The sequence below is a fragment of the Bacillus sp. B28 genome, assembly GCF_029536185.1.
Lineage (GTDB): Bacteria > Bacillota > Bacilli > Bacillales > Bacillaceae > Bacillus > Bacillus halotolerans.
In genome coordinates this window covers 1,335,089-1,358,244 of the sequence record NZ_CP120511.1, presented here as the reverse complement: position 1 = coordinate 1,358,244, position 23,156 = coordinate 1,335,089, and the positions used below count along the sequence as shown (strand labels likewise).

27 protein-coding genes are annotated in these 23,156 nt (G+C 44.8%); 6 read left to right on the top strand and 21 right to left on the bottom strand.

All coding sequences use genetic code 11. The features are described from left to right. Nucleotides 1-38 precede the first annotated feature (38 nt). The 6 genes from P3L57_RS06790 to P3L57_RS06765 all read right to left on the bottom strand — a co-directional run bounded on the left by P3L57_RS06790 (nt 39) and on the right by P3L57_RS06765 (nt 2,545). A complete protein-coding gene (locus P3L57_RS06790) occupies nt 39-245 on the bottom strand; it encodes an XtrA/YqaO family protein (protein WP_024121060.1) in 207 nt (68 codons plus the stop codon). Then, the gene (locus P3L57_RS06785; RefSeq protein WP_233403427.1) at nt 232-582 is read right to left on the bottom strand and encodes a phage portal protein; all 351 of its coding nucleotides are present in this window, start codon (nt 580-582) and stop codon (nt 232-234) included. Before P3L57_RS06785 ends, P3L57_RS06790 begins: the two co-directional genes overlap by 14 nt. Before the next feature lie 93 nt (nt 583-675). Continuing rightward, nucleotides 676-843: a hypothetical protein gene (locus P3L57_RS06780; protein ID WP_024121058.1), complete on the bottom strand. Its 168-nt coding sequence runs from the start codon at nt 841-843 to the stop codon at nt 676-678. Continuing rightward, a complete protein-coding gene (locus P3L57_RS06775) occupies nt 843-1,643 on the bottom strand; it encodes an ATP-binding protein (protein WP_083244455.1) in 801 nt (266 codons plus the stop codon). Before P3L57_RS06775 ends, P3L57_RS06780 begins: the two co-directional genes overlap by 1 nt. Next, on the bottom strand, nt 1,543-2,379 hold the full coding sequence (locus P3L57_RS06770; protein WP_069486422.1) for a phage portal protein: 837 nt from the start codon (nt 2,377-2,379) through the stop codon (nt 1,543-1,545). Before P3L57_RS06770 ends, P3L57_RS06775 begins: the two co-directional genes overlap by 101 nt. Next, complete coding sequence (locus tag P3L57_RS06765; protein WP_044156262.1) at nt 2,366-2,545, bottom strand: hypothetical protein; 180 nt, start codon at nt 2,543-2,545, stop codon at nt 2,366-2,368. The genes P3L57_RS06770 and P3L57_RS06765 overlap by 14 nt, the downstream gene beginning before the upstream one ends. Before the next feature lie 178 nt (nt 2,546-2,723). Between P3L57_RS06765 and xre the strand changes: the two genes are divergently transcribed. Then, a complete protein-coding gene (xre, locus tag P3L57_RS06760) occupies nt 2,724-3,065 on the top strand; it encodes an HTH-type transcriptional regulator Xre (RefSeq protein ID WP_024121054.1) in 342 nt (113 codons plus the stop codon). Nucleotides 3,066-3,226: 161 nt separating this feature from the next. Then, the gene (locus tag P3L57_RS06755; protein WP_059292958.1) at nt 3,227-3,823 is read left to right on the top strand and encodes an ImmA/IrrE family metallo-endopeptidase; all 597 of its coding nucleotides are present in this window, start codon (nt 3,227-3,229) and stop codon (nt 3,821-3,823) included. Between the two features lie 44 nt (nt 3,824-3,867). On the opposite strand, the gene P3L57_RS06750 is transcribed toward P3L57_RS06755, so the two are convergent. Then, nucleotides 3,868-4,704, bottom strand: coding sequence for a manganese catalase (locus P3L57_RS06750; protein ID WP_059292959.1), 837 nt, complete (start codon nt 4,702-4,704; stop codon nt 3,868-3,870). A gap of 66 nt (nt 4,705-4,770) precedes the next feature. Continuing rightward, the gene (locus P3L57_RS06745; RefSeq protein WP_069486421.1) at nt 4,771-5,382 is read right to left on the bottom strand and encodes a poly-gamma-glutamate hydrolase family protein; all 612 of its coding nucleotides are present in this window, start codon (nt 5,380-5,382) and stop codon (nt 4,771-4,773) included. 407 nt (nt 5,383-5,789) lie between these two features. On the opposite strand from P3L57_RS06745, the gene P3L57_RS06740 reads away from it, so the two are divergent. Continuing rightward, nucleotides 5,790-6,017 carry a hypothetical protein gene (locus P3L57_RS06740; protein WP_024121050.1) on the top strand — a complete coding sequence of 76 codons (228 nt, stop codon included), beginning with the start codon at nt 5,790-5,792 and terminating at the stop codon, nt 6,015-6,017. A gap of 247 nt (nt 6,018-6,264) precedes the next feature. Here P3L57_RS06740 and P3L57_RS06735 read toward each other — a convergent pair whose 3' ends face one another. Beyond that, nucleotides 6,265-7,212, bottom strand: coding sequence for an N-acetylmuramoyl-L-alanine amidase (locus P3L57_RS06735; protein WP_069486419.1), 948 nt, complete (start codon nt 7,210-7,212; stop codon nt 6,265-6,267). 109 nt (nt 7,213-7,321) lie between these two features. Between P3L57_RS06735 and P3L57_RS06730 the strand changes: the two genes are divergently transcribed. Next, a complete protein-coding gene (locus P3L57_RS06730; protein WP_044156268.1) occupies nt 7,322-7,576 on the top strand; it encodes a YciI family protein in 255 nt (84 codons plus the stop codon). A gap of 41 nt (nt 7,577-7,617) precedes the next feature. Here the strand turns inward: P3L57_RS06730 and phrA are convergent, their stop codons facing one another. Together phrA and rapA are read right to left on the bottom strand one after the other, a co-directional pair. After that, nucleotides 7,618-7,752, bottom strand: a complete 135-nt coding sequence (gene phrA / locus P3L57_RS06725; protein WP_044156269.1) for a phosphatase RapA inhibitor PhrA — start codon at nt 7,750-7,752, stop codon at nt 7,618-7,620. Continuing rightward, nucleotides 7,742-8,878: a response regulator aspartate phosphatase RapA gene (gene rapA, locus P3L57_RS06720; RefSeq protein WP_082687929.1), complete on the bottom strand. Its 1,137-nt coding sequence runs from the start codon at nt 8,876-8,878 to the stop codon at nt 7,742-7,744. The genes phrA and rapA overlap by 11 nt, the downstream gene beginning before the upstream one ends. Before the next feature lie 203 nt (nt 8,879-9,081). Here rapA and P3L57_RS06715 point away from each other — a divergent pair, with 203 nt between their 5' ends. Beyond that, nucleotides 9,082-9,546 carry a DinB family protein gene (locus P3L57_RS06715; protein ID WP_059292963.1) on the top strand — a complete coding sequence of 155 codons (465 nt, stop codon included), beginning with the start codon at nt 9,082-9,084 and terminating at the stop codon, nt 9,544-9,546. Nucleotides 9,547-9,883: 337 nt separating this feature from the next. Next, nucleotides 9,884-10,648: a sulfite exporter TauE/SafE family protein gene (locus P3L57_RS06710; protein WP_059352771.1), complete on the top strand. Its 765-nt coding sequence runs from the start codon at nt 9,884-9,886 to the stop codon at nt 10,646-10,648. Between the two features lie 38 nt (nt 10,649-10,686). Here the strand turns inward: P3L57_RS06710 and P3L57_RS06705 are convergent, their stop codons facing one another. From P3L57_RS06705 to uxaC, 10 genes are all read right to left on the bottom strand, one after another. After that, the gene (locus P3L57_RS06705; RefSeq protein ID WP_069486418.1) at nt 10,687-12,180 is read right to left on the bottom strand and encodes a UxaA family hydrolase; all 1,494 of its coding nucleotides are present in this window, start codon (nt 12,178-12,180) and stop codon (nt 10,687-10,689) included. Next, entirely contained in the window at nt 12,177-13,616 is a 1,440-nt protein-coding gene (locus P3L57_RS06700) for a tagaturonate reductase (protein WP_069486417.1), read from the bottom strand. Before P3L57_RS06700 ends, P3L57_RS06705 begins: the two co-directional genes overlap by 4 nt. A gap of 78 nt (nt 13,617-13,694) precedes the next feature. Then, complete coding sequence (locus P3L57_RS06695) at nt 13,695-14,696, bottom strand: LacI family DNA-binding transcriptional regulator (protein ID WP_069486416.1); 1,002 nt, start codon at nt 14,694-14,696, stop codon at nt 13,695-13,697. Nucleotides 14,697-14,783: 87 nt separating this feature from the next. Next, nucleotides 14,784-16,052: an MFS transporter gene (locus P3L57_RS06690; protein ID WP_059292967.1), complete on the bottom strand. Its 1,269-nt coding sequence runs from the start codon at nt 16,050-16,052 to the stop codon at nt 14,784-14,786. Nucleotides 16,053-16,097: 45 nt separating this feature from the next. Continuing rightward, entirely contained in the window at nt 16,098-16,934 is an 837-nt protein-coding gene (locus tag P3L57_RS06685) for an SDR family oxidoreductase (RefSeq protein WP_069486415.1), read from the bottom strand. Then, a complete protein-coding gene (gene uxuA, locus P3L57_RS06680) occupies nt 16,903-18,009 on the bottom strand; it encodes a mannonate dehydratase (protein ID WP_069486414.1) in 1,107 nt (368 codons plus the stop codon). Before uxuA ends, P3L57_RS06685 begins: the two co-directional genes overlap by 32 nt. Nucleotides 18,010-18,032: 23 nt before the next feature. After that, nucleotides 18,033-19,052: a zinc-binding alcohol dehydrogenase family protein gene (locus tag P3L57_RS06675; protein WP_059352764.1), complete on the bottom strand. Its 1,020-nt coding sequence runs from the start codon at nt 19,050-19,052 to the stop codon at nt 18,033-18,035. Nucleotides 19,053-19,056: 4 nt separating this feature from the next. Beyond that, entirely contained in the window at nt 19,057-20,070 is a 1,014-nt protein-coding gene (gene allD / locus P3L57_RS06670; RefSeq protein ID WP_069486413.1) for an ureidoglycolate dehydrogenase, read from the bottom strand. A gap of 105 nt (nt 20,071-20,175) precedes the next feature. Then, a complete protein-coding gene (locus P3L57_RS06665; RefSeq protein ID WP_069486412.1) occupies nt 20,176-21,555 on the bottom strand; it encodes an MFS transporter in 1,380 nt (459 codons plus the stop codon). Between the two features lie 72 nt (nt 21,556-21,627). After that, on the bottom strand, nt 21,628-23,049 hold the full coding sequence (gene uxaC, locus P3L57_RS06660) for a glucuronate isomerase (protein WP_059292973.1): 1,422 nt from the start codon (nt 23,047-23,049) through the stop codon (nt 21,628-21,630). Between the last annotated feature and the right edge of the window lie 107 nt (nt 23,050-23,156).

Here is a 23,156-nt window from a genome sequence, read left to right as displayed (position 1 = left end):
CCGCAGGCTTTCCGTCTTGGACGTATTCTTTTTTCGCTTTAGTTTAATTTGTAGCCGATTTCAAATTCTACTCGGGCAAGGTCTCCCTTTCTCGTTTCAACAAGCGTTTTCCCGTGCTCCGGAGCTTCTGTGATCCAGGCTTCTTGCTTTATGCCGTCGACTATAATAACGCGGATTTTCCCATCCTCAAGCTGGCTGTCGAGCGTGATGGAATCAATATTTACGAGTTTTTTAGGGTTGATCATGTGTCATTTCCTTCCTTTCGGGTTCAGCGCTTTTGTTGGCTTCTTCTAATACCTTTATGATGTGCTCCTTGGAGTGAGCGGAATTCCCGTTTAGAAAATCCAGCGCCGCTTTAGCCGCTTCCTTCAGTTCAGGTGCGGCTGCCATCAAGTTGGCATTGCTTATTTGCGAAAAAGAGCTGAGGTCAAATACAGCGGCGATCAGCCGGCCGTTTGAATATGGGAATCTCTCTTTTTCTTCTTCACTGTAAGCAGAATAGATATAAATTGGCTTCGTATCTCCGCTTGCGACAGCACGCCACGGCGCAGGACTCATTTCAAATTGTTTTGTTTCTTGCATCTGCTTCACTTCCCGTCATCCTTGTACCATTGTTCGATGTTTTTTTCTGTCCGCTTCGCCCGAAACAGCAACGCGAACAGAGCAGCCAGCTGTTTAATCACGGGCATTCAGCCCCGCTTTTCCGGCTGTCAGCATTTGTTCCAGCTTTTGAATAACCGGCGTTAAATCATTGCCGGACCGGCAGTTAGGACATGGATGAAAAACCGCTCCGATCCCGGTATGTTCAACAATTACTTTCTTTGTCTTACAGAGCTTGCACATTATCTGATGCCCTCCAATCTATGATTCAGGTCATACGCTGTTCCTTTGATAATCACTAAGTAATCACTGCACATTTCATAGATTCTCGTGCCGATCGCTTCATCAACCCGGACGAGCGTTTCAATCGTAAGCTCGCTTGAAAGCAGAATCGGTTTATGATTTAAGTAGCGGTAGTTCAAAACGGAATACATTTGTTCCAGCTGCCAATCAGTGGCGCGCGGTTTGCCGTTTACCGGTTTAAAGAGATCATCAATGAACAGCACATCTGCCTGCTTTATTCGATTCAGCTTGGCTTCCAAAAGATCAAAATCATTTTTTAAATCAGTAAAGCCTTCAACGAACGGAAAATAAATGACCGGCACATGGCGCTTTCTCATCAGGTCATTGGCCGCAGCGGTAAGAAGATGTGTTTTCCCGGAACCGGGCTGACCCAAAAGGGCGATGCTGTTTTTCCGGCTGTTCTTGATTTGTTCATAATCCGCCACAAACTCTTTGGCGCATTCAAACGCGTCCTTGACGGCCTGTGGCTTCCCTTGGGTGCGGAATTCATGGAAGCCAAGCTGTCTGAAAGCAGGTGTAATTTCACTTGCGCCAAGCAGCCGTTTCACTTTTCGTTCTGCCATACAGCTGCACATTGTCCACACTTCCAGACCGTCTTGCCGGCTGAGATATCCTCCCTGATCCTTGCATCGCGGACAATCATACCGGCTTGCGTCTGATTCGGCCGGTTTGTCCGCCAGTAATGGACGTCTCCCTTTTCTCAACTCGTCTAAAATCTGCTCGATTGTATGTTTTGTCATTACTTTCATTCCTCTCATGTTGTATTGCGGCGGTCTTTTTGGCTTGCTGCGCGAAAAATCGGTCTTCGATGAATTTCGAACAGTAGCGAAAGGCCTTTATCGTTTCTGAAGCAGCGGTTCGCCGGTTTTCAAAAGCTTGAAAACATTCCTCAAGCCATTTGATTGTTTGCGTTACAGGAACGCCGATGGCGACAATACGGGCGATGGCTTGATAATCTCTGGAGGAAGGATACACGGTGCGTCCTTCTTGAGCCGACCGTAATTGTGTAAACCGCTTCGCAATGTGATCCACTGCATCATCAGCAGCAGTATATGTTTTTGTTTTATCTATATTAGAGTGGTCTTCTTTGTCCTGTGCCAGCGGCGAAAATGACCGCTCATTATCGCTGCGGTGCGCAGTTTTGTCCGATCTGAAGCTGAATTTTTTAGAATGCTTCACAGAAATCATGAGTCCGTATGGCGCGCGGGCAGCCTTTATGTATCCATGGCTTTCAAGAAGCTCCAGCCATCTTCTGACTGTTTTTTCACTTACACCGAATACGGCCGCCATCTCTCTTGCTTTTAATGGCTTATGGCCGAGCACAATTCCCCAGCTCACGCCTTCCTTTTCAATTTCTTTTGTCGTTGAGCTGATAAACCAGAGAAACAGCCACAGGGCCGAGCCTACTTTGTCGTAATGTTCTGAATTCAACAGCCCTGAATACATGGGAAAAGGATAGCTTTTATCCATTTTCATTGCGTTTCACCTCTTCTTTTAACAGCAAATACGCTTGAAATTGTTCTCGATTTTCAAAATGGAATACCGGAAGGCCGCATGCCGTAAAAGAAATGGAGCCGCCGGATTGTGCGAGATGGCGCTGATCTATCGGATGTTCACTAAAAACCATTTGAATCGGATGCATGTAATCACTCCCCCGATTTGTTTTCGATACAATTCGTATCAACTGTTACCAAGTATAAACGATACATTCTGTATCATCAAGTTATTTTTGATACTTTTTTTATCATAACTTTATTTTGATACAGATTGTATCTATAATCATAAGTAACTTAGGGAGTTAAAAAAAGAGAGGTCATAGTATGATAGGCGGCAGATTGAAGAGTCTCAGAGGAAAAAGGACACAGGAAGAAATCGCATCTCACATCGGTGTATCGCGCGCACGATATTCTCATTATGAAAACGGGCGAAGCGAACCTGATTACGACACACTGCAAAAGCTGGCTGATTACTTCCAAGTGACAACGGATTACTTATTAACAGGAAAAGAAAAAAAATCTGATGATGATATGTTTTCTGATCCGGACTTGCAGCTCGCATACCGGGATATGCAGGATTTTTCCCCGGAAAGCAAGCAGCAGGCCATCGAATTTATCAACTATTTAAAAGAAAAAGAGAAAAATCGGAAACCGAAAAACAAATAAATCTTTCTCTGTTCTCTAAAACATATAAAAAATAGACCGATATAAAGAAAAAAGTGTTTATTTTTTAAAGAAAAGGGAAAGATTTCAACACACATTTTAGTCCTAAACGGGCTTTTCTTTCTCGCTATAAACAGAACATATGTTCGAAAGGGAGTATTCAATTGGGCGATTACTTATCACATCTGGAGGAATACGTAAAAAATTTATACAGCCGGCTGGGCATCACCTCTCCCCATCACATTGACATGCTGAAAATTGCAAACGATCTTGATATATGGGTTCATTTCGAGGATATGGGAAGCATGATGGTGAAATACGACGGCATGTACAGTATCATATTGAACCAAAGAAAGTCCCAGGAAGAGCAATGGGAGGATTTTGGTCATGAACTGTGCCACGTATTAAAGCATGCAGGCAATCATTTTCAGATGAACAAGCTCTTCAGGGAGCTGCAGGAATTTCAGGCGAACCAATTTATGTACCACTTCTGTGTGCCAACCTTTATGCTGTTGCAGATGGAACTGCCGCAATGGAGAAGTCAGGCTCTTGCAACCATTGCGGCGGTATTCCGGGTAACAAAGGACTTTGCTGAGAAAAGACTTGAAATGTTTGAACGGCGTAAAGCAGGTATTCAATTTCAGAAGCGGCTTGCTTACTTATTATCACATAAGCGGCCAAATGCGTACGAGGAAGGCGATCAGCAGCACTTGCAGGTCGCTGAAGAAAAAGCGTTGTATCAAATCGGCAAATACAGCTGATCAAAAACAGGCTGAGGACATTTGCCCTCAGCCCGGCATAGATATTAATATTTCGACATCGGAGGCATGGTATTCTGCAGCCACATTGGCGCCGGTTTAAGATGAGGCGCAGATGCGAACGCAATCGGAGCCGGGATATACCTGAACTCGCCCCGGCCGTCAAAGGCTTCGCCATGAGCCCACCTTCCCTCTGAGCTTTCATCTCCTCTGGAAAAGTTAAACAGGTCATAGGATACTTCCTGCTTTTCTAGCTCACGCGGAAATGTCGTGGGAACGACAATATCCCGTTCTCTTTCTTCCAGCTCTTTAATCGCTGCATACCACATATTTTGATGATAAGTATCCCTTGCAATCAAAAATGACAGCATATCTTTTACACCGGGATCATCAGTCATGGCGTAAAGCCGTGTCACCTGAAGGCGCCCCTGGGCTTCCGCATTTAAGTTGGCACGGAAATCCGCCAGCAGATTTCCGCTTGAGATAATGTATTTTGCATTCCACGGATAACCCTCACTATCTGATGCCATCGCACCCAAGCCGGATACAATAGCGTGCTGAGGATTCATCCCTGACATCACTGCTGCAATAGCGGGGTTGCTTTTATAAGCATTCTCCTGTACATCAGCGGGAGCATCATCCAGAAGCCTGGAAATCATCGTAGCCAACATTTCCACATGTCCGATCTCTTCCGTCCCCACATCACATAGCAAATCTTTATACTTGGCATCCGCCCTGCAGTTAAAACCCTGAAACAAATATTGCATCATCACACTAATTTCACCAAATTGGCCGCCCAGCACCTCTTGGAGCTTTTTCGCATAAACAGGATCCGGACGGGAAGGCTTTGCCTGATATTGAAGCTCTTTAATATGATAAAACATCGTTTATTCCTCCCTGCGCATTCAAACAATCACAGCATATGAAGGAATAGGCAGTTATTGCAGGTCCTACTTGCTTCTTTCATAAAAACCAAGCTTAACGGCATTCACATATCGAGAAAAAAGATTGTTTTCTATGTATTGTCCCTTACGGCAGCCAAAATTGTGAAACAGCGCGCTCCGCTGCGCCGTACTCAGTTCCAGCTGCAGCCCCATCTCCCTTTTCGTCCGATTGACGATATTTTGCGGATGAACACCTGCCAGCCGGTCTTTTTCACTGACCAGTTCCGCACTGAAACCTGCCTCATTCAGCAACTCGCAAATGGCTGCTGCTCTTATCCGATCCGCGCCCCCGACCAATGTATGCGGCTTTTTCAGATCACGATAGCCGTGAAATGCCAGCGCGAATCGGTGGGCGTTTACTTTTTCTATGGCAAGCGGTTCATCAAAACGAGTGCTTGTCAGGTGGAGCGAACGGTTGTTGTGCTTCTTCAATCCTTCAAAAATATAAATGGAACTTTGATCAGCAAATGCCCGCACCAGTTCGCTGACGCCCGGCTCAATTCTTCCGCCGTGAGGGCCGAGGACAATATGCTCGCTCCCGCTGTTCTCTTCATAAATAATCCGGTACTCCGATTCAGACGCAGAAAGAGATAAAAAACTGTCATACATATCTTTCATGTTAAGCGCTCTCCTTTATCAGTCAGCACCAGTTTACTCTACTCATCTATGAATGAAAACCTTTTTATCGTATTTCCATAAGGAGATATATGAAGGGATTTATCGATATATTGCTGAAATGTGTCAACTCTTTCAACAGCTGAGGCGATAGAAAAGTAAGCACTTATTTTACTAGAAAGAAAAACTGCGGCGTTTAAATGGGGGCGTTATGCGGTCGATCTACAGGTGGATGAAGTATAAATGTTATAAATCATTCTTTTAAAAGGCTTATGTAAGCTGGCACGCTATCCATTTTTATCAGTTTGTTTTTGAAAACAGCCTTTTTTTGATGACGAATACATTTGACCATACCATCTCTTTTTTAATCCATATAATAAAACTGATCAAACATTAAAGGAGGGGTTAGTATGGGTTATTATAAAAAATATAAAGAAGAGTATTACACTTACAAAAAGAAATACTACAAGAAGTATTACGACCACGATAAAAAGTATTATGATGATCATGAGAAAGATTATGATTGCGACAAAAAGTACTATGACCATGACAAAAAATATTATGACCACGGCAAAAAGTGTTATGACCATGACAAGCATGACTATGATTACAAAGTAGAATATAAAAAGTATTACTAAACCTGTAACTTTCTATTTCTTTTCCCCGGTGATCACCGGGTCTTTTTTTTTCTATTTGATTGCTCGAAGGTTTTTGCTTTTCTAGATTTCTTGTCAACTTCGTGCCTAGCAAATTGTTCATAATTCTTAACATCCTTTTGTGGCGCGGCGCTCTCCTGCTGTGCCAAATCAGTCAAAAGGTTCTCGCTGCCGTTTGTATGTAAGGGAAAAAAGGAAGCTCCATTCAAGTGAAGCTTCCTTTTTATCATTATAGTTTTTGTTCCATTTTAGCTTTCGTTTTCGGTCCGTAAATGCCGTCTGCCGTTAATCCGCTGACAGATTGAAAGCGTTTGACAGCATTTGCTGTTTTTGGCCCAAATACACCATCCACCCCATGATTCTTCGCCCCTTTATCAGGATAAAAATAAAGAGCTGCCAGCGCAGTCTGAACCTGCTTTACTTTTGTGCCTTTTGTCAGCGGGCTCGTTACTTTGATTACCCCCGATGGCAGCGGATAAGAGGATGCGGCATGGCTTTTAGAGGAAGAGGCAGTCCCGGAAAGCTTGATCTCCTGTCCGACTTTAATGTAATTTGGATCAGTGATGTGATTTAAGCTTTGCAGCGTTTTCACACTGACACCGTGTGATGCTGCGATGCCGGACAGCGTGTCTCCTTTTTTCACATGATACACTTGCGCAGAAGGAGAAGCCTTTTTCGCTGAAACGCTGCCGTTTAATTCCGCTTCAATTGCCGCCTTGACTTGCTCCCAGCGCCCCTCTGATAAAATGCGGTGCGGGCAGTATTTTCCGTTCCAGTCTTGGTGCTTTCTGACTCGATCAATTCCCCAGCCCCGCTCCTTCAAAAGCTGTGCCACAAAAGAGATCGCCAATGCCTCGGCTGCCTCGTACTTTGGGCCTCCCGATTTGCTGTAGCAAATTTCAACGCCAATCGACTTGCGGTTGCCTGTACCGTTTGTGCCGTCACCAGTATGCCAAGCGTTACGGTTAAGCGGCAATCCTTGAATCACCTCTTTATCATCAACCGCGAAATGAAAGCTTGTCGAGCTGGTGTTCCCGATCATGTAGCTAATTTCGTTGACAGCGGACGCGTCGTTTGCCGTGTTGTGAATGGTAATATATTCAGCGGACATCGCATTCGGGCATTTCAGGGCGTACTTTGCCTCAGAAACCAAATTTTTCTTCACTTGAATGCTCACCTATCATCTCTCCTTTTTCTTTTTTCATCAATAGGTGGCATTCGTAGGACGAAAAGCACCGCTATATGGATAATTGTGCTAACCTAAAGTTCAAAAGGGGGAGACATTCTTGAATACGTACTTAATGCTGACTACGAGAACAGATCAATTCAATCAGAAGCATGCAGCCGGTCACTATGAATTTTTGGACCGTCTGCAGGCAGAAAAACGCTTAAAAATGTTCGGGCCTTTCAGCGACGCCACAGGCGGAGCATACGTCATCAAAGCGGGTTCACTGGAAGAGGCGCGCGAAATCGGACAAGCTGATCCACTGGTGTTCAGCGGGTCCTCTGAGCTGACCATTAAGGAATGGAAGCTGAAATAAAAAAGACCCTTCCGCAACCGGAGGGTCTTTTCTCGTCATCATCATGTTTGATTGCGTGCCGCAATATGAAATGTTTTTCCCTCTGCATCTGCTGTTTCTCCTGCATGGACCATCACCTGAGTAAAGCTGAACCCGACCGCAACGAGCAACAAACCTGTCATCCATTTAGATTTCATATAAACAATCTCCTCTCTGGATTTGTTTTTGTGCGTGCACCATTTTCTCATAAAAGGAAAGTGCTTTTTCAGGCTGTCCGTTCTCTATATAGTATTGGGCAGCATCATGCGCCAGCTCTTCAATGTAAGGATACAGCATATGTTCTTCAAGAAATTGAAAGGTGTGTGAGACTGATTCTGTGTCAATGTTTTTTCCGTATAACGCATGTAAAAATTGAAAAAGCTCCACGAATAATTCATCACTATACTGACGGGCGATTTCCAATCCTTGACAATATTGCTTTTGCGCTTCGGCATCATTTTTTTGTTTATACAGAACTTGTGTTAATGAGTAGATAGAATGCGGAAGATTATCGAACTTTTCCGACTTGCAAATAGAAACAGATTTCTCAAAGTATTCGGCTGCCTTTTGCAGTTCACCCATTTTCTCGTAACAGTTTCCGAGATTGTAAAGGGCCGAACTGATCAGGCGGGGATTGCCTTCTTTCTTTGCAAGATCTAAAGCGAGTTCTAAATGGGGCAATGCTCTTTCTGGATACTGCATATCATCATAATTACCTGCAATAACGAATTCACATTGGATTCTGCGGACAGTGTACGTTTCATACATCTGATACGTTTCTAACGCCTGAACGGCATAGCTCATAGAGACATAAGTCTGCTTTAAATTGTAAAAGATCTCAGCCATTTTAAAAGCAAATTCAGCTTTTTCAATGTCGTCTGACACAAGGGCAAGGTTCTTTTCTGCCCTCTTATAGTACATCATGGCACTGACAAACATTTTCTGCTTAAATTCATACATCCCGCGAAAAAAGTTAAAGTAGTATTCGAGCAGTCCTGTCAGCTTGTACTGATTCCCCTCGATGTCTTCTAATAATTCTGAAAACTCTAGCTGCGAGGTGTCCTCTCCCAAAGGCTTAATGTAATCCAGCATAACACGGTGCCTAAATTCCATTAAAGAATAATACAGCAGCAAATCTTGATCTTCTTCCATATCCTCGATTTCTCTTTCTACTTCGAGCTTGACCCGTTCGGCTTCAGCTATGTGAAACTGCCGGATATGGGTATACCATTCATTAATTTTAAGCCCGACATAAGAGGACGGAATAGTCTGCTTCATCCTCAATTAATCCCCCCTTTTATATACCCGAGATATGTCATATTTTATCATATTTACAAGAAAAAGAAGAACGCAAAAAGACCGCAATTGTCGAATTTCGGCTAACCGCAAAAAAATACAATCACTTCTCAGCATATTGCTTGTTAATTTATGCCCATTGATATAGGATTTCATTGCACCATTTATTTTTACATATGGAGGAGATTCTATTGAGCCAATCCACTCAAATTGTGAGTCACTTTTTGTCACATCGCAATGTGACGATTGAGCTGACAGAAAAAATCAGCAAAAATCATTACAGCTACAAACCGACGGAAACATCAATGTCAGCAGAAGAGCTGGTCAAGCACATCCTGACGTCTTTCCACCTGTTCGCAAATGTCATTAAAGAAGGCAATGCCTCACCTTTTCAAAACCAGCAGGAAGAAACAGAAACAGATCTCAATGTTTTGGCTAAAACGTATACAGAAAAAACGGCTGCCATCCTTGAGCAGCTGACTGAGGAACACCTTGACAGAGAAATTGACCTGACAGCCTCTTTCGGAAGAAAAGTCACTGGCAGCGCATTGCTTCAGCTTGCGATGGAGCATGAAATTCACCATAAAGGCAACCTGTTTGTTTATGTAAGAGAAATGGGCCATACGGAGCTGCCGTTTTATCAGCAGCGTATGTAACCTAAAAAAAGATACCTGATCTAAAGGTATCTTTTTTTATTGCCTTCAGTTCACTACCGTATCCAACACACCGCGATTCCCAGTGACAGCCGGTATTTGCATATAGCTGACTGGTTGACCTCATTCAGCCAAATACCGCCCCGAATGACCTGTTATTTACCGGTCAAACTCAATCCCATCTCGTCCTGACACTCATTATAGGGCAAATGAATAAAGATATTGAGCATACAAAAATCAAAGAAACATCCGTACAAATATTCAAAACATTTAGTTGATTAAAGCGACCTAATCATATATAATCTGATAAAAATAGTCGGGTTTTCAGGAGGCCTTTATCATGAGTGTTAGCATCATTTTGATGGGTTTGTTAGTCGGTGTCTTAGTCGGATTGACAGGTGTAGGCGGAGCTGCGCTTTTAACTCCTCTTTTAATAGTGCTTGGAATCAATCCTTCCATTGCGGTCGGTACGGACCTTGTCTATAACTCGATCACCAAGCTGTTTGGTGTTGCGTCCCATTGGCGGCAGAAAACAATCAATTTTAAATTGGTAAAATACTTAGCCATCGGCAGTATTCCGAGTGCTTCTATAGCCATTGGCATACTTCATTTGTTCCCCGCCTTCCACCAGCATCAGGAAGAGATTATTAAACACGCTCTTGGTTATGTGTTGACCCTAGTTGCCATTTCGATCATCGTCCGCCTGTTTCTGGACAAAAAACTTCGCCCGAACCGCTGGCAGCTGATGCCGCTCGAAGATAAGCGGATGCTTACGATTCTTATCGGTGTCGTGTTTGGATTTATTGTCGGCTTAACATCGATCGGTTCTGGCTCGTTGTTTGCGATTGCTATGCTGTACTTATTTAAAATGAAAACATCCGACATTGTCGGAACAGATATTGCGCATGCTTTTCTGCTCGTTACTGTGGCAGGTATTTTAAACGCAAGCTTCGGGAGCGTTGATTATTTGTTAGCGGCGAATTTGCTTATCGGGTCCATACCGGGGGTGCTGGTTGGCAGTCATCTCTCACCTAGATTTTCACCCCGTCCGCTGCAATTTATTATGGCATCCATTATCTTAATCAGCGGCTTGAAGCTGATTTAATCAAGAAGGCTATCCTGTACAGGATAGCCTTTCTTGGTTTATAGCGTCACACCCGATTTAAAAATGGCAAGCTCTCTGAAGTCATTTTTTTCGTGATTCACAAGCTCTCCGCTTGCAACCTTCGTGATATAATCGATAAACTCACGAAGCACAAATTCCTCATGAACATCATCCTCTGCTAAGAGGCCTGCGTTAAAATCAATCCAGTGCGGCTTCGTCTCGTACAGCTGTGTATTCGTCGCCACCTTTACAGTTGGAACAAAGGTGCCGAACGGCGTGCCTCGCCCCGTTGTAAACAAAACAATGTGGCAGCCGGCCGTAGCCAATGCGGAGGAGGCGATTAAATCATTGCCGGGCGCGCTCAATAGTGTCAGTCCGTTTGTCTTAAGCACTTCTCCGTATTTTAATACATCCGAGACAGGAGAAATCCCCGCCTTTTGCGTGCAGCCCAGCGATTTATCCTCAAGGGTGGAAATGCCGCCTGCTTTGTTGCCTGGCGAAGGGTTTTCGTACACCGGCTGATCATGCTTTATAAAATATTGTTTAAAATCATTGATTAAATCGACAATCTTATGGAATACCTCTTCATTGGCAGCCCGCTGCATCAGCAGCGTTTCCGCACCGAACATCTCCGGCACCTCCGTCAGCACCGTGCTGCCTCCCTGCGCAATGATATAATCAGAAAATCGTCCGAGCAATGGGTTCGCTGTGATGCCGGAAAAACCGTCAGACCCCCCGCATTTCAACCCTATTTTCAGTTCAGAAAGCGGGATGTCTTCCCGTTTATCCCCTTTGGCCGCTTCATGGATGTCCTTCAGCAATGCGACACCTGCCTCCATTTCGTCTGTCACCGACTGGGATTCGAGAAACTTCACCCGATCCTTGTTGACATCCTGCAGCGCTTTTTTCATTGCTGCCAGCTCGTTATTTTCACAGCCGAGCCCCAGCACCAAGACACCGCCGGCATTTGGATGGCGAATGGCGTTCAGCAGGATTTGCCTAGTATTTTCGTGATCATCGCCAAGCTGTGAGCATCCGTATTGATGTTTTAGCACTAATACGTTGTCAAACGGGGCAATATCCCCCGTTTCTCTGACAAACCGCTGGAGCATTTTTTCGGCTATTCCATTGACACAGCCGACGGTTGGCACGATCCACAATTCATTGCGAACACCGGCATTGCCGTTTTCTCTTCTATATCCTTTAAATGTCCGGTCCTCATGTGTGTATGGATTTTGTTCAAATCTCGGTGTATAACTGTACGTTTGGATATCAGATAAATTTGTTTTTGTATTATGAACATGAATATGCTCCCCAATACAAATATCTTTTAACGCATGACCGATCGGAAACCCGTATTTGATGATGCTGTCGTTTTCCTTTATATGCTGCAGTGCAATCTTATGGCCTCTTTTCATATCATCTTTTACTTCAATCGATATGCCGTCCGCGTTCAGCCGCTCCCCCTTCTGAATATCACGCAGAGCAAGCAAGACATTATCCTGTCTATGAATTTTTATAAATGATTTCACAGCACTTTCCCCCTTTGCAGACAGCATTGTTCAAGAGCCCGCTCCATTCCCAGTTCTTGAATATGATTCAAGTAATCAGCAACTCTCTCAGTCAGCTTCGGAATTTCATTCAGATTTGCTCCCCACAGCGATTGTTCTCCTAATAAGGCTGAAGCGATACAGAGCATATCTCCGGTCTCCTGATTCCAAACCTCTTGGAAAAATTGAAGAACAGCCGGGTCATCCTGCATTTCCTTCTTTCGATAAACATACAGAAGCGCGCTGAATGAAAACACTAAACGTGCAGGAAGCTGTCCCTTTTGTTCAACATATTCCTGGAGGGTCGGCAGGTTTCTCGTTTTGAATTTTGACACTGAATTTAGTCCAATGCTTTCCACATAATGTTTGATGTACGGGTTTTTAAAGCGATTCAGCACATCCTCCGCATATTGAGTAAGCCCTTCCATTTTCAAAACAGGAAGTATTTCATCATGAATCAGCTCCTCAACAAAGCGCCCCACTGCCGGATGTTCAACTGAATCACGCACCGTTTTCAAACCGTATAAAGAAGAAACTGGCGTCATTGCCGTATGCGCGCCATTTAAAATTCTCACTTTTTTCGTCCGATATGGGGTCAGATCGCTGACAATCTTTGTATGAAGACCGGCTGCCGCAAAGGGCAATTCTTCTCCAATCCAATTCGGCCCTTCAATCACCCATAAATAATACTGTTCTCCCACAACAACCAGTTCATCTTGATAGCCTAATTCCGCAATGATCTCATTCATGCTGTCTACAGGAAAACCGGGAACAATGCGGTCTACTAAACTATTACAAAACGTGTTGGCGTTCTGAATCCATTGCGTAAATCCCTCTTCCAGCTCCCATAGATCAGCATAATGCAGAATCGCTTCCTTCAGCTTTTGCCCGTTATTCTCAATCAGCTCACACGGAATCAAGACACACCCTTTTGTCTCGTCTCCGGCAAAAGCCTGGTAGCGAAAGTACAGAAAAGCTGTTAATTTCCCTGGAAATGTTTTTTGCGGCCTATCCTCTAAGCGGTCTTCTTTCTCACAAACAATACCAGCTTCGGTCGTATTAGAAATGATAAAACGCAGTGCTTCGTTTGAAGCCAACTTTTTGAACTCGTCATAGTCGGAAAACAGATCAATCCCGCGGCTGATTGAATTGATAATCATCTTTTCGTTTACCGCTTCTCCATCCTTCATTCCCTGTAAAAAAAGAGTATACAAGCCATCTTGGTCATTTAATCTTTTGATTTTCTCTGAACCTCTCGGCTGTACAACCGCGACACTTCCATTGAAATCAGTATGTCGATTCAATTGTTCAATTTGCCAATCGACAAACGCCCGAAGAAAATTTCCTTCTCCAAACTGGAGAATCCTTTCCGGATACTGTGTATAGCTTTCGTACAATTTTTTATTCAGCTTTTGCACCGTCATTGCCTCCCTTTCAGATTTATGCACACGTTAACATTTTTCTGTATAAAGAATGCCCGCTGGAAAAACGGGGCATCATGTCGTGACATCTTTTACTGAATCACGCACCATAAACTCTGTGTTTTCAAAGATTTTTTCTGCTTTCGTATCCGGTGTGCTGATCAGCGCCAATAATTTTTTTGCACCGAGCACGCTGATTTTTTCAACAGGACGTTTCACTGTAGAAAGCCTTGGCGTGATATATTGCGAAAAACCAATATCATCAAAACCGATGACAGATATATCATCAGGCACGCGCATCCCCTTGGCAAATATGGCATTCATTGCTCCGATCGCCATGTCATCATTCGAACAAAAGACAGCGGTTGGAGTGTTCGGAAGCGCCAGCAGGCGTTCCATCGCCTGAAAGCCGCTCTCCATATCGTATTGCCCTTTTACACTGTATTCATGTATGATCGGTATATGATGGCGAATCAGCGCCGCTAAGTAGCCTTCCTTTCGCTGCTGAGAGGATTTAAATCCTTCGATTCCCTCAATGATGGCGATGTCTTGATGTCCGTTTTTAATCAAGTATTCTACAGCTTCCTGAGAACCTTCCTTGTCATTGGACAATATGTTGGTAATGCCTCTGTCATCGATATCCCGGTTCAGCACGACGAGCGGGATCTTTTTTTCCCGAATATGATAAATAAAAGAATTATCAATATCACTTTGACTCATTAAAATAATGCCGTCATATCTCATTGGTGTTACAGAGTCATAGCTTTTCAGATCATCAATGCCGCGGACATACAGATTGTACTCCTCGCTGATTGCCTGGTTTACGCCTTTTATGGTATCAGCGAAAAAACTGTGTGAGGTTCCGTTTGTGATGCTTGTAAAGAAAAGCCCGATCGTATGGGATTTTTGCATTGCAAGGCTTTTTGCATTCACATTCGGTGTATAGTTGAGCTGTGAGGCGAGCTCCAATATTTTTTTCTTCGTGTGTTCTTTAATATAAGGGCTGTTATTGAGTGCTCTGGATACGGTTGTGTGGGATACGTTTGCAAGTTTTGCGATATCTTTAATGGTTACCATCTATTTCCCTTCCTTATCATACCGGCTGCGATTCGTTATTACATATTGTATCATCAAACACACCCCCTCTCCCACGATATTTCCAGATTAATAAGAAACCGTATCATCAGCATGTGTTCCTGCTGCGCTGCCGATGATTGGCCGCACAAAACGGATGACAGCCAGTGAAGCGAAGACGGCCAGCCCTCCTGCAAGTAAAAATGCGCCAGAAAAAGTACCTGTCCGGTCGACAATAAAGCCGGTTAAAGCGGGACCGATGATGCCTGCGGTGTTGGCGAGAAAATGCATGAATCCGCCAACAGAACCGACATTCTTTTGGTCGACTACATCCTGAATAACAGCCCAGTAGATCGCGCCCGTCAAATATAAAAAGAAGACAGACAGAGCCACGAGTGTAACAGCGCTTACAGTTGTGGTGACAAGCCCAGCTAAACCAATCAATACCGCGGAAGAAAACAAACACGTGACGAGCACGACTTTACGCGAAAACAGCACGCCTTTCCGGACTGTTTTTTTGTATACATAGTCCGAAACAAATCCCCCGGCTGCCAGGCCGATAAATCCTAAAATCCACGGAATGACTGTGATGACACTCATTGACCCAACACTTAATCCCCGCTCCTCGACAAGATAGCTCGGAAACCACGTCAAAAAGAAGAAGAGGATGTAGTTGTAAGCGAAAAAAGCAAACGCCGTGAACAAGACTGTTTTTTGTTTCAGATAAAAGGTCAGCGGAATTTTCTCCTCGGGAGCGGCTTCAACTTTCATCGCAGGCGCATTGCCCATTGGCTCAGCCGGCTTTTCTTTTACGCATTTTAACCAGAGAAATGCCCAAATCAATCCGATGATCATGATGAGAACGAAGGAAACCTTCCAGCTGAATGCAACAGCGATCATGCCGACAATTGGGCCGGAAATGGCTCCGCCAAGGGGCGTTCCGCTATTTGTGACTCCGACAGCTGACGCCCGCTGAGTCGGCGGAAACCAGTTATTGACCATTTTATTGATAGTCGCCGAAAGCGGCCCTTCCCCCATTCCAAACAAAATTCGTATGATCAGCAGGCTGACAAAGCCAAAAGCCAATGCAACTGCTCCGCTGAACAGCGACCAAACGACCATGGCCACAAATAAGGTCAGTTTTGCTCCATAGCGGTCGGATGCCACACCGCCAAGAAAATTGAAAACGGCATATCCAATCGAAAAACTGCTGAAAATCAAGCCCATTTGTGTAGCGGACAGTGTGAGATCATCCTGAATGAATGGAGCTGCAATGGACAATGCCGAACGGTCCAGATAGTTAATCACACCAGCCAGGAACAAAAAAAGGATGACTGGAAGCTTATCTTTTGAAAACATCTCAACCTCACCCCTATGTTGGTTCAGTATCTGTATCTGCTTTCGTCACACTCCTGAATAAGCCATAAAACCTCCATCGACAGGAACGGTGATGCCGGTGACAAAGCCTGAATAGGAATCATCCGCCAGCCAAAGAAGCGTGCCAAGCAAGTCCTCCGGTTTTCCAAATCGCTTCATCGGTGTTCCCGCAATAATCTTTTTAGAGCGGTCTGTAAAGCTTCCATCCTTATTGATCAGCAGATCGTGGTTTTGTTTTGTCAGAAAAAAGCCTGGTGCGATTGCGTTAACCCTCAGTCCGGTTTCCGCAAAATGTACAGCCAGCCACATTGTAAAATTATTGATTGATGCTTTGGCCGCACTGTACGCCGGAACCTTCGTCATAGGTGAATAAGCGCTCATTGATGAGATATTCACAATGGCTGGTGAGTCTGCCTTCAGCAATTCCCTTCCAAATACTTGGGTAGCCAGAAATGCCCCAGTGAAGTTGGTTGAAAAAACAGTTGAAAATCCGTTTTCATCCATGTCAAAGAATGATTGCCCTTCTCCTCCTTCTTCATATGTCTCCACATCAGTAATCGCAGCGGGATGATTTCCTCCTGCTCCATTGATTAGGAGATGAACAGCGCCAAATCGGTCAAGGATATCAGTCTTCGCCTTCTCTAGCGACGTCCTGTCCAGCACATCAGCAGAAATGGAACATGCCGTGCCGCCAGCTTTCGTAATTTCCCTCACAACCTCTTGTCCTGTTTCAGCTGACCGGTTCAGTATCGCCACCTTCATGCCATGGCGGGCAAGCTCCCGGGCCATGGCCGAGCAGAGCACACCGCTGCCGCCCGTGATAACAGCAACTTTACCTGCCAGTCGATGATGAATAGGAATCATCATTCCACCTCTTTTTCGCCATTGATTCGTACGCGTCCCACAGTCCGCTCAAATACATGATGCCTAAAGCGCGATCGTATAAGCCGTAGCCCGGACGGCATTGCTCTCCCCAAATATGGCGACCGTGATCCGGCCTGACATATCCGTTGTAATCCTGCTTGTGCAGTTCTGCCATGACCCCTTGAATATTAATCGAACCGTCCTTTGTCAGATGAGACGTTTCAATAAAATCCCCATTTTCAAAGATCTTCACATTGCGGATGTGTGAAAATGGAGCAAGCCCGGCATATGTTTTGGCAATTTCCACCATGTCATTGGCGGGATTGGCCCCCATGGAACCGGTACATAAGGTGATGCAGTTAGAAGGTGAGTCTGATATGGCCCGCAGCTTCTCATAGCTTGCCTCTCCTGTGATAATACGCGGCAATCCAAAAATCGGCCAAGGCGGGTCATCCGGATGAATGGCCATTTGAATGCCATGCGCTTCAGCAACCGGCAGAATTTCCTTCAAAAAAAATGATAAATTGTTCCACAGCTGTTCTTCGTCGACCGTCCTGTAGGCCTCAAACAGTTCTTTGATCCGAGCCATTTTTTCAGGCTCCCACCCTGGGAGTGTCAGGTCAGACGCGTCTTCCACCGTCCGGATCAGCTCTTGAGGGTCCAGGCTCTCCACTTTGGCTTTTTCAAAAAACAGAGCGGTTGAGCCGTCTTCCAGCGGACGGAACATGTCGGTGCGTGTCCAGTCGAAAATCGGCATAAAATTGTAGCAAATCACTTTCACGCCAAAAGCAGACAGATTGCGGATGGTCTGCTTATAATGTTCAATGTACCGGCCGCGTTCTTCGCTGCCCAGTTTAATCGCTTCATGAACGTTTACGCTCTCGACAACCTCCGCATGAAAACCATGTGATTGTATATATTCCGTCTCAGCTTTGATTTCTTCTATTCCCCACACTTCCCCGGCAGGTTTGTGATGAAGAGCCCAGACGATGCCTTTCACCCCGGGAATTTGTTTCACGTGTTCAAGTGTGACTGTATCGTTGCCTCGTCCATACCATCGAAATGTAATATTCATCCTACACCTCCGGATTGAGCCTTTTAATCAAATGTGATCACTGCCTTCCGCACCTGATCGGGATGCTCCTTGATAAATTGAAACGCGTGATGGACATCATCAACTGAAAACGTATGGGTGACGAGCCCGTTATGCGCTAACCGGCCTTCATTCAGCAGCTTTACAACCTTCGGAAACTGATTTGTCTGGAGTCTTGAGCCGGTAATCGTGACTTCTTTTTTTGTAATGGGGAGCTGAGGAATTTGTGACGCTCTCTCATCAAATCCAAGCACCACCACTCGCCCTGCCGGAGAAACAACATCAACGGAAAGCTCAAAAGTCGCAGGGAGACAGACAGCATCAATGACTACATTGGCTCCTTCATTGCCCGTCCATTCCCGAACCCGCTCAGCCGCATGTTCTGTTTGAACATTCACAACAGCGTCGGCACCGTTTTCTGTAGCAAATGCCAGCCGCTCATGATTTAAGTCGGTTATCATGACGGAAGCACCCGCAAGCTTTGCCATTTTTAACACACAGATGCCGATAGGCCCCGCTCCCTGAATCAGAACGCGATCACCCTTTTCCACCTGTCCCCGCCAAACAGCCTGGGCACCTATTGTATAAGGCTCGGCCATAACTGCCTCCTCCCAAGGCAGCTCTTTTGAAACCGCGTGAAGCTGTTTTTCAGGAAGCACAACATATTCCCGCATCCCGCCGTCTTCATGAACGCCAAACACAGAAAGCTTTGCACAAACATTCGGCCGGCCTTTACGGCAGGCATAACAGTTTCCGCAATAAGAAATCGGTTCAATCACAACATGGTCTCCGGCTTTCAGGCCTTTAACATTCGCACCAACCTCCTCCACTTCTCCCGTTACCTCGTGTCCGATTACTCTCGGAAGGGTCGCAAGCGGATTCGTGCCATGATAAATATGCATGTCAGAACCGCAAATTCCGACTCGTTTTACTTTGACGAGCACTTCATCAGCCTTTGAAAGAACAGGCTTTTCCATGTCTGCTGTCACCAAATCGTACGCTTTTCGCACTTGAACCGCTTTCATTTTCTCACCTGCTTTTTAAAAATTCATACACGCTCCGAGCAATTGAAATTCCGTGTTTCCTGTTTCTTTCCTCGTGCAGCTGCTCCAATTCGCCAGGCACATACACTCGCTCGACTCCTCTAGCCGGAGGTGATTGCTGCAGTTCATCAAGCATGGCGTCCATCTGCTCTAAAAACATATCTTGTCCGGTAAAATAGGACGGATGGATCGCGCAAACATAATGTCCAAGCTTCCTATTTTGATCAAGATCGCCGTACATTTTAACGATATGCGGCCCAAAAGCCGCCCCAGCCAGCAAACCTGAAAACACATCCGCCACAACAGATAGCCCGTAGCCTTTAGGACCCCCGAACGTCGAAAGTGAGACGACCTTATGAGGGTCTGTTACCGTCTCTCCGTTTTCATCGACTCCCCATCCTTCTGGTATTTCTGCGCCCTCTTCACGCGCCTGCAGAATCTTTCCAAATGCCACTTTTGACGTCGCCATATCTAGGATAAACGGTTTTTTATGCTTTGCCGGCACACCGTAAGCAATTGGATTCGTGCCTAAAAAAGGAGACCTCCCGCCAAACGGGACTACAATACTGTCAGTATGAGACATAGCGATTCCGATCAGTTTTTCCTCAGCCGCTTTTTGCACAAAATAACTTAACGCTCCGCAATGGCTGCTGTTTGTCGCGGCGACCATGCCAACACCATTTTTCTTTGCCATTTCAATGGCGTGATCCATCGCCTTATCGGCAATCACATGGCCGAACCCGTCATCACCGTCCAGCACTCCTGTCACCGGCCCCGTTTCTTTAAAAATGGGACACGCTTTTGGATTGATGCCTCCAGCCCTCAGCCTGTTCACATAATGTTCTGTTCGCAAAACACCATGAGAATTCACATTGCGTAAATCGGCGTGTATGAGCACGTCTGCTACTTTTTCGGCATCTCGTTCATTCAAATTGGCGCCGATCAGCTTTTGCTGAACCAGTTCCTTCGCTTCTTCAGCGGAAATCGTTACCGTATTCAATTCAATAAAGAGCCTCCTTTCTTTCAGTTTCATCACTTAGTGAAAACCCTTACAAATTATTATTACTTGCGAACTATTCAAAATATTCTTTATATGATTGTTTGATCAGTTTCTATGCTGAAGCTCTTCGACAATCTGTGCATGCTGCTGATCTGTCAGTTTATAAAGAAAACCGATAATGACCATAGCTAATGCCAAAGCAATAGCGGGATACAGAAGAAGAAGCGCTTTAATGCCGAGCAGCGCCTGTGCCGTCTGGGCTACGTTCGGCATATATCCGACAAGCCCCAATCCGATCCCAGAGAGAAATCCAGACAATGACTGAGCAAGCTTCCGCGAGAAGTTAAAGAGGGAATATGTCGTTGCTTCTTTCCGCTCACCGGATTTCCACTCGCCGTAGTCAATGATATCTGAGACAAGCGCCCACGTAATGCCATTGGGAATACTGATCCCAATAAACGCGATGCTTGCAAGGATGGTAAACACATATACATTTGAAGGAAGCATAAAGTTGATCAGATCCGCGGCAACGCTGATGCCGAAACCGATCATTGCGGTTTGTTTCTTTCCAAACATCTTGACGAGCTTTGGCAGAAACACGACGCCCAAAAAGGAAGATCCAATAATGATAAAGTTCATATAAGCCATCAGTTCGACATTGCCTAGGTTATATTGTGCGAAGTATACGAGCATTGCGGATTTAATGTTGTATGCGGAAATCGAAAAAATGGTCATCAGGACAAGGGTTAACAGCGGTTTGTTCGTTATAAACGTTTTGACGACAGATGAAAATGTTAATTTCTCTTTTGGCGCTTCCGCAATAACAATACGTTCCTTGCAGTTGCGATAGCAAATATAAAACCAAAGCACACCAAGAACAGCAAACAATCCCATGACCACCGGATAGCCTACCTTCGGGTTATCAAACTTGACGAGCAGCGGCATGACGGCCACGCTCGTGATAAACAAAGCCCCGAGTGAGCCGATTTGGCGAAAAGTAGAGATAGAAGTCCGATCTTCGGTATTTTGAGTCATCGACGCTCCTAATGAGCCGTACGGAATGTTTACAAATGAATAGCCCACGCCCCACAGCATATAGGAAGCATACGCATAAATCAGCTTGCCTGTCGTTGATACATTCGGGGACAGAAAAATAAGAACAGTAAGCACCGCAAGAACAATGCTGCCGATTAATAAATAAGGCCTGAATTTCCCCCGCCTGCCGATGTTTTTGCGATAATCAATTGATGAGCCGACAATGGGGTCTGTTACAGCCGCAAAGAGCTTGCTGACTAAAAAAATACTTCCCGCCATTGCAGCCGGAATTCCCGCCACATCAGTAAAATACTTTAATAAATAGATTTGGCCTAAATCAAACATAAAACCGTTCCCAAAATCACCAAAACCATAGGACATTTTCTCTTTCAGCGAAAGCCTCTTCCCCGTTTCAATCGACACAACCTTATTTTCCAGTTCTGCTCGCATCTTCCACCTCTGTGTCTTAAGAATTTTCGATGAGATGTCCGCTCAGTATGACGTATCTGAGCGGAACTTATTTTATACGTTTGCCTTTTCTTCTTGAAATTGAAAATATTGTTTCGCATTGTGATAGCAAATGCCTTGTACGATGCCGCCAAGAAGCTCCATATCTTTCGGCACTTCGCCGTTTTCAGCCCATTCGCCGATCAGATTGCAAACAATCCGTCTGAAGTATTCATGGCGTGTATACGACAAAAAGCTTCTGGAATCAGTCAGCATGCCGATAAAACGGCTGAATAGCCCGACGTTTGATAACGCTTTCATTTGATCGAGCATCCCATCCTTGCAATCGTTAAACCACCACGCTGTGCCAAATTGTATTTTCCCAGGCGTGATGCCGTCTTGAAAGCTATTTATCATGCTGGCAATGACATAGTTATCATTTGGGTTGAGCGAATATAAAATCGTTTTCGGCAGCTGGTTTTTCATTTCTACTGAATTCAGCAGCCTGTACAAAGGCTTCGCAATTTCTTCGTCATTCATAGAATCATAGCCTGTATCCGGACCCAATTTCTTCATCATTTTCGTATTCGTATTTCTGAGTGCATTGATATGAAACTGCATCGCCCAGTCAAGCTCAGCATACAATCCGCAAAGAAATTGAAGCGTATATGTCTTGAATTTCTTCTCGTCTTCGTGAGAAACCTGTTCCCCGTTTAATCTTGCGGTAAAAATGAGGCCCGCTTCCTCTTTGTCCGTTTCGGCAAACACCATTGAATCAATCGCATGATCAGATACTCTCCCGCCGACTGAATGGAAGAAACGCACTCGTTCTTCAAGAGCCTTCAAAAACTCATCATAGGTTGTAATCGAAAGTGACGCAGCCTTTTCAAGCGCCTGCACCCAATCCGGGAAGCCTTCGCGATTGATTTCCAGCCCTTTATCCGGCCGAAATCCCGGCAGCACACTGACAGGAAAATCTTTGTCCTCTTTTAATAATAGGTGGTACTCGAGGGAATCGACAGGGTCATCGGTTGTGCATACTACTCTTACATTTGATTTCACAATGAAATCCCTTGCCCCGAAGCCTTCTCCTTGCAGCAGTTCATTCGTCCGTTTCCAAATATTTGGCGCCGATTGCTCATTTAATATCTCGTAAATCCCAAAAAATCGCTGCAGCTCTAAATGGGTCCAATTGTAGAGCGGATTGCCAATCGCCATCGGCACTGTTCTCGCCCATGCCATGAACTTCTCCTCATCAGCTGCATCGCCTGTAATGTATGTTTCTTCAATTCCATTGGCTCTCATAATGCGCCATTTGTAATGGTCTCCATACAGCCAGGCTTCTGTCATGTTTTGAAATCTCTTATTTTCATAGATTTCTTTCGGACTCAAATGGCAGTGATAATCAATAATCGGCATGTCTTTCGCATAATTGTGATAGAGGTTGACAGCGGTTTCATTTTTCAGCAAAAAGTTTTCTCCCATAAAGGGTTCCATGTCCTCACCGTCTTTCATTCTATTTCAAAATGTTAACGTTAACATTTTGATTTGTTTTTATTTTACCTTTATATTCCTCTGGGATCAATCTCTTTTTAAAATTTAAA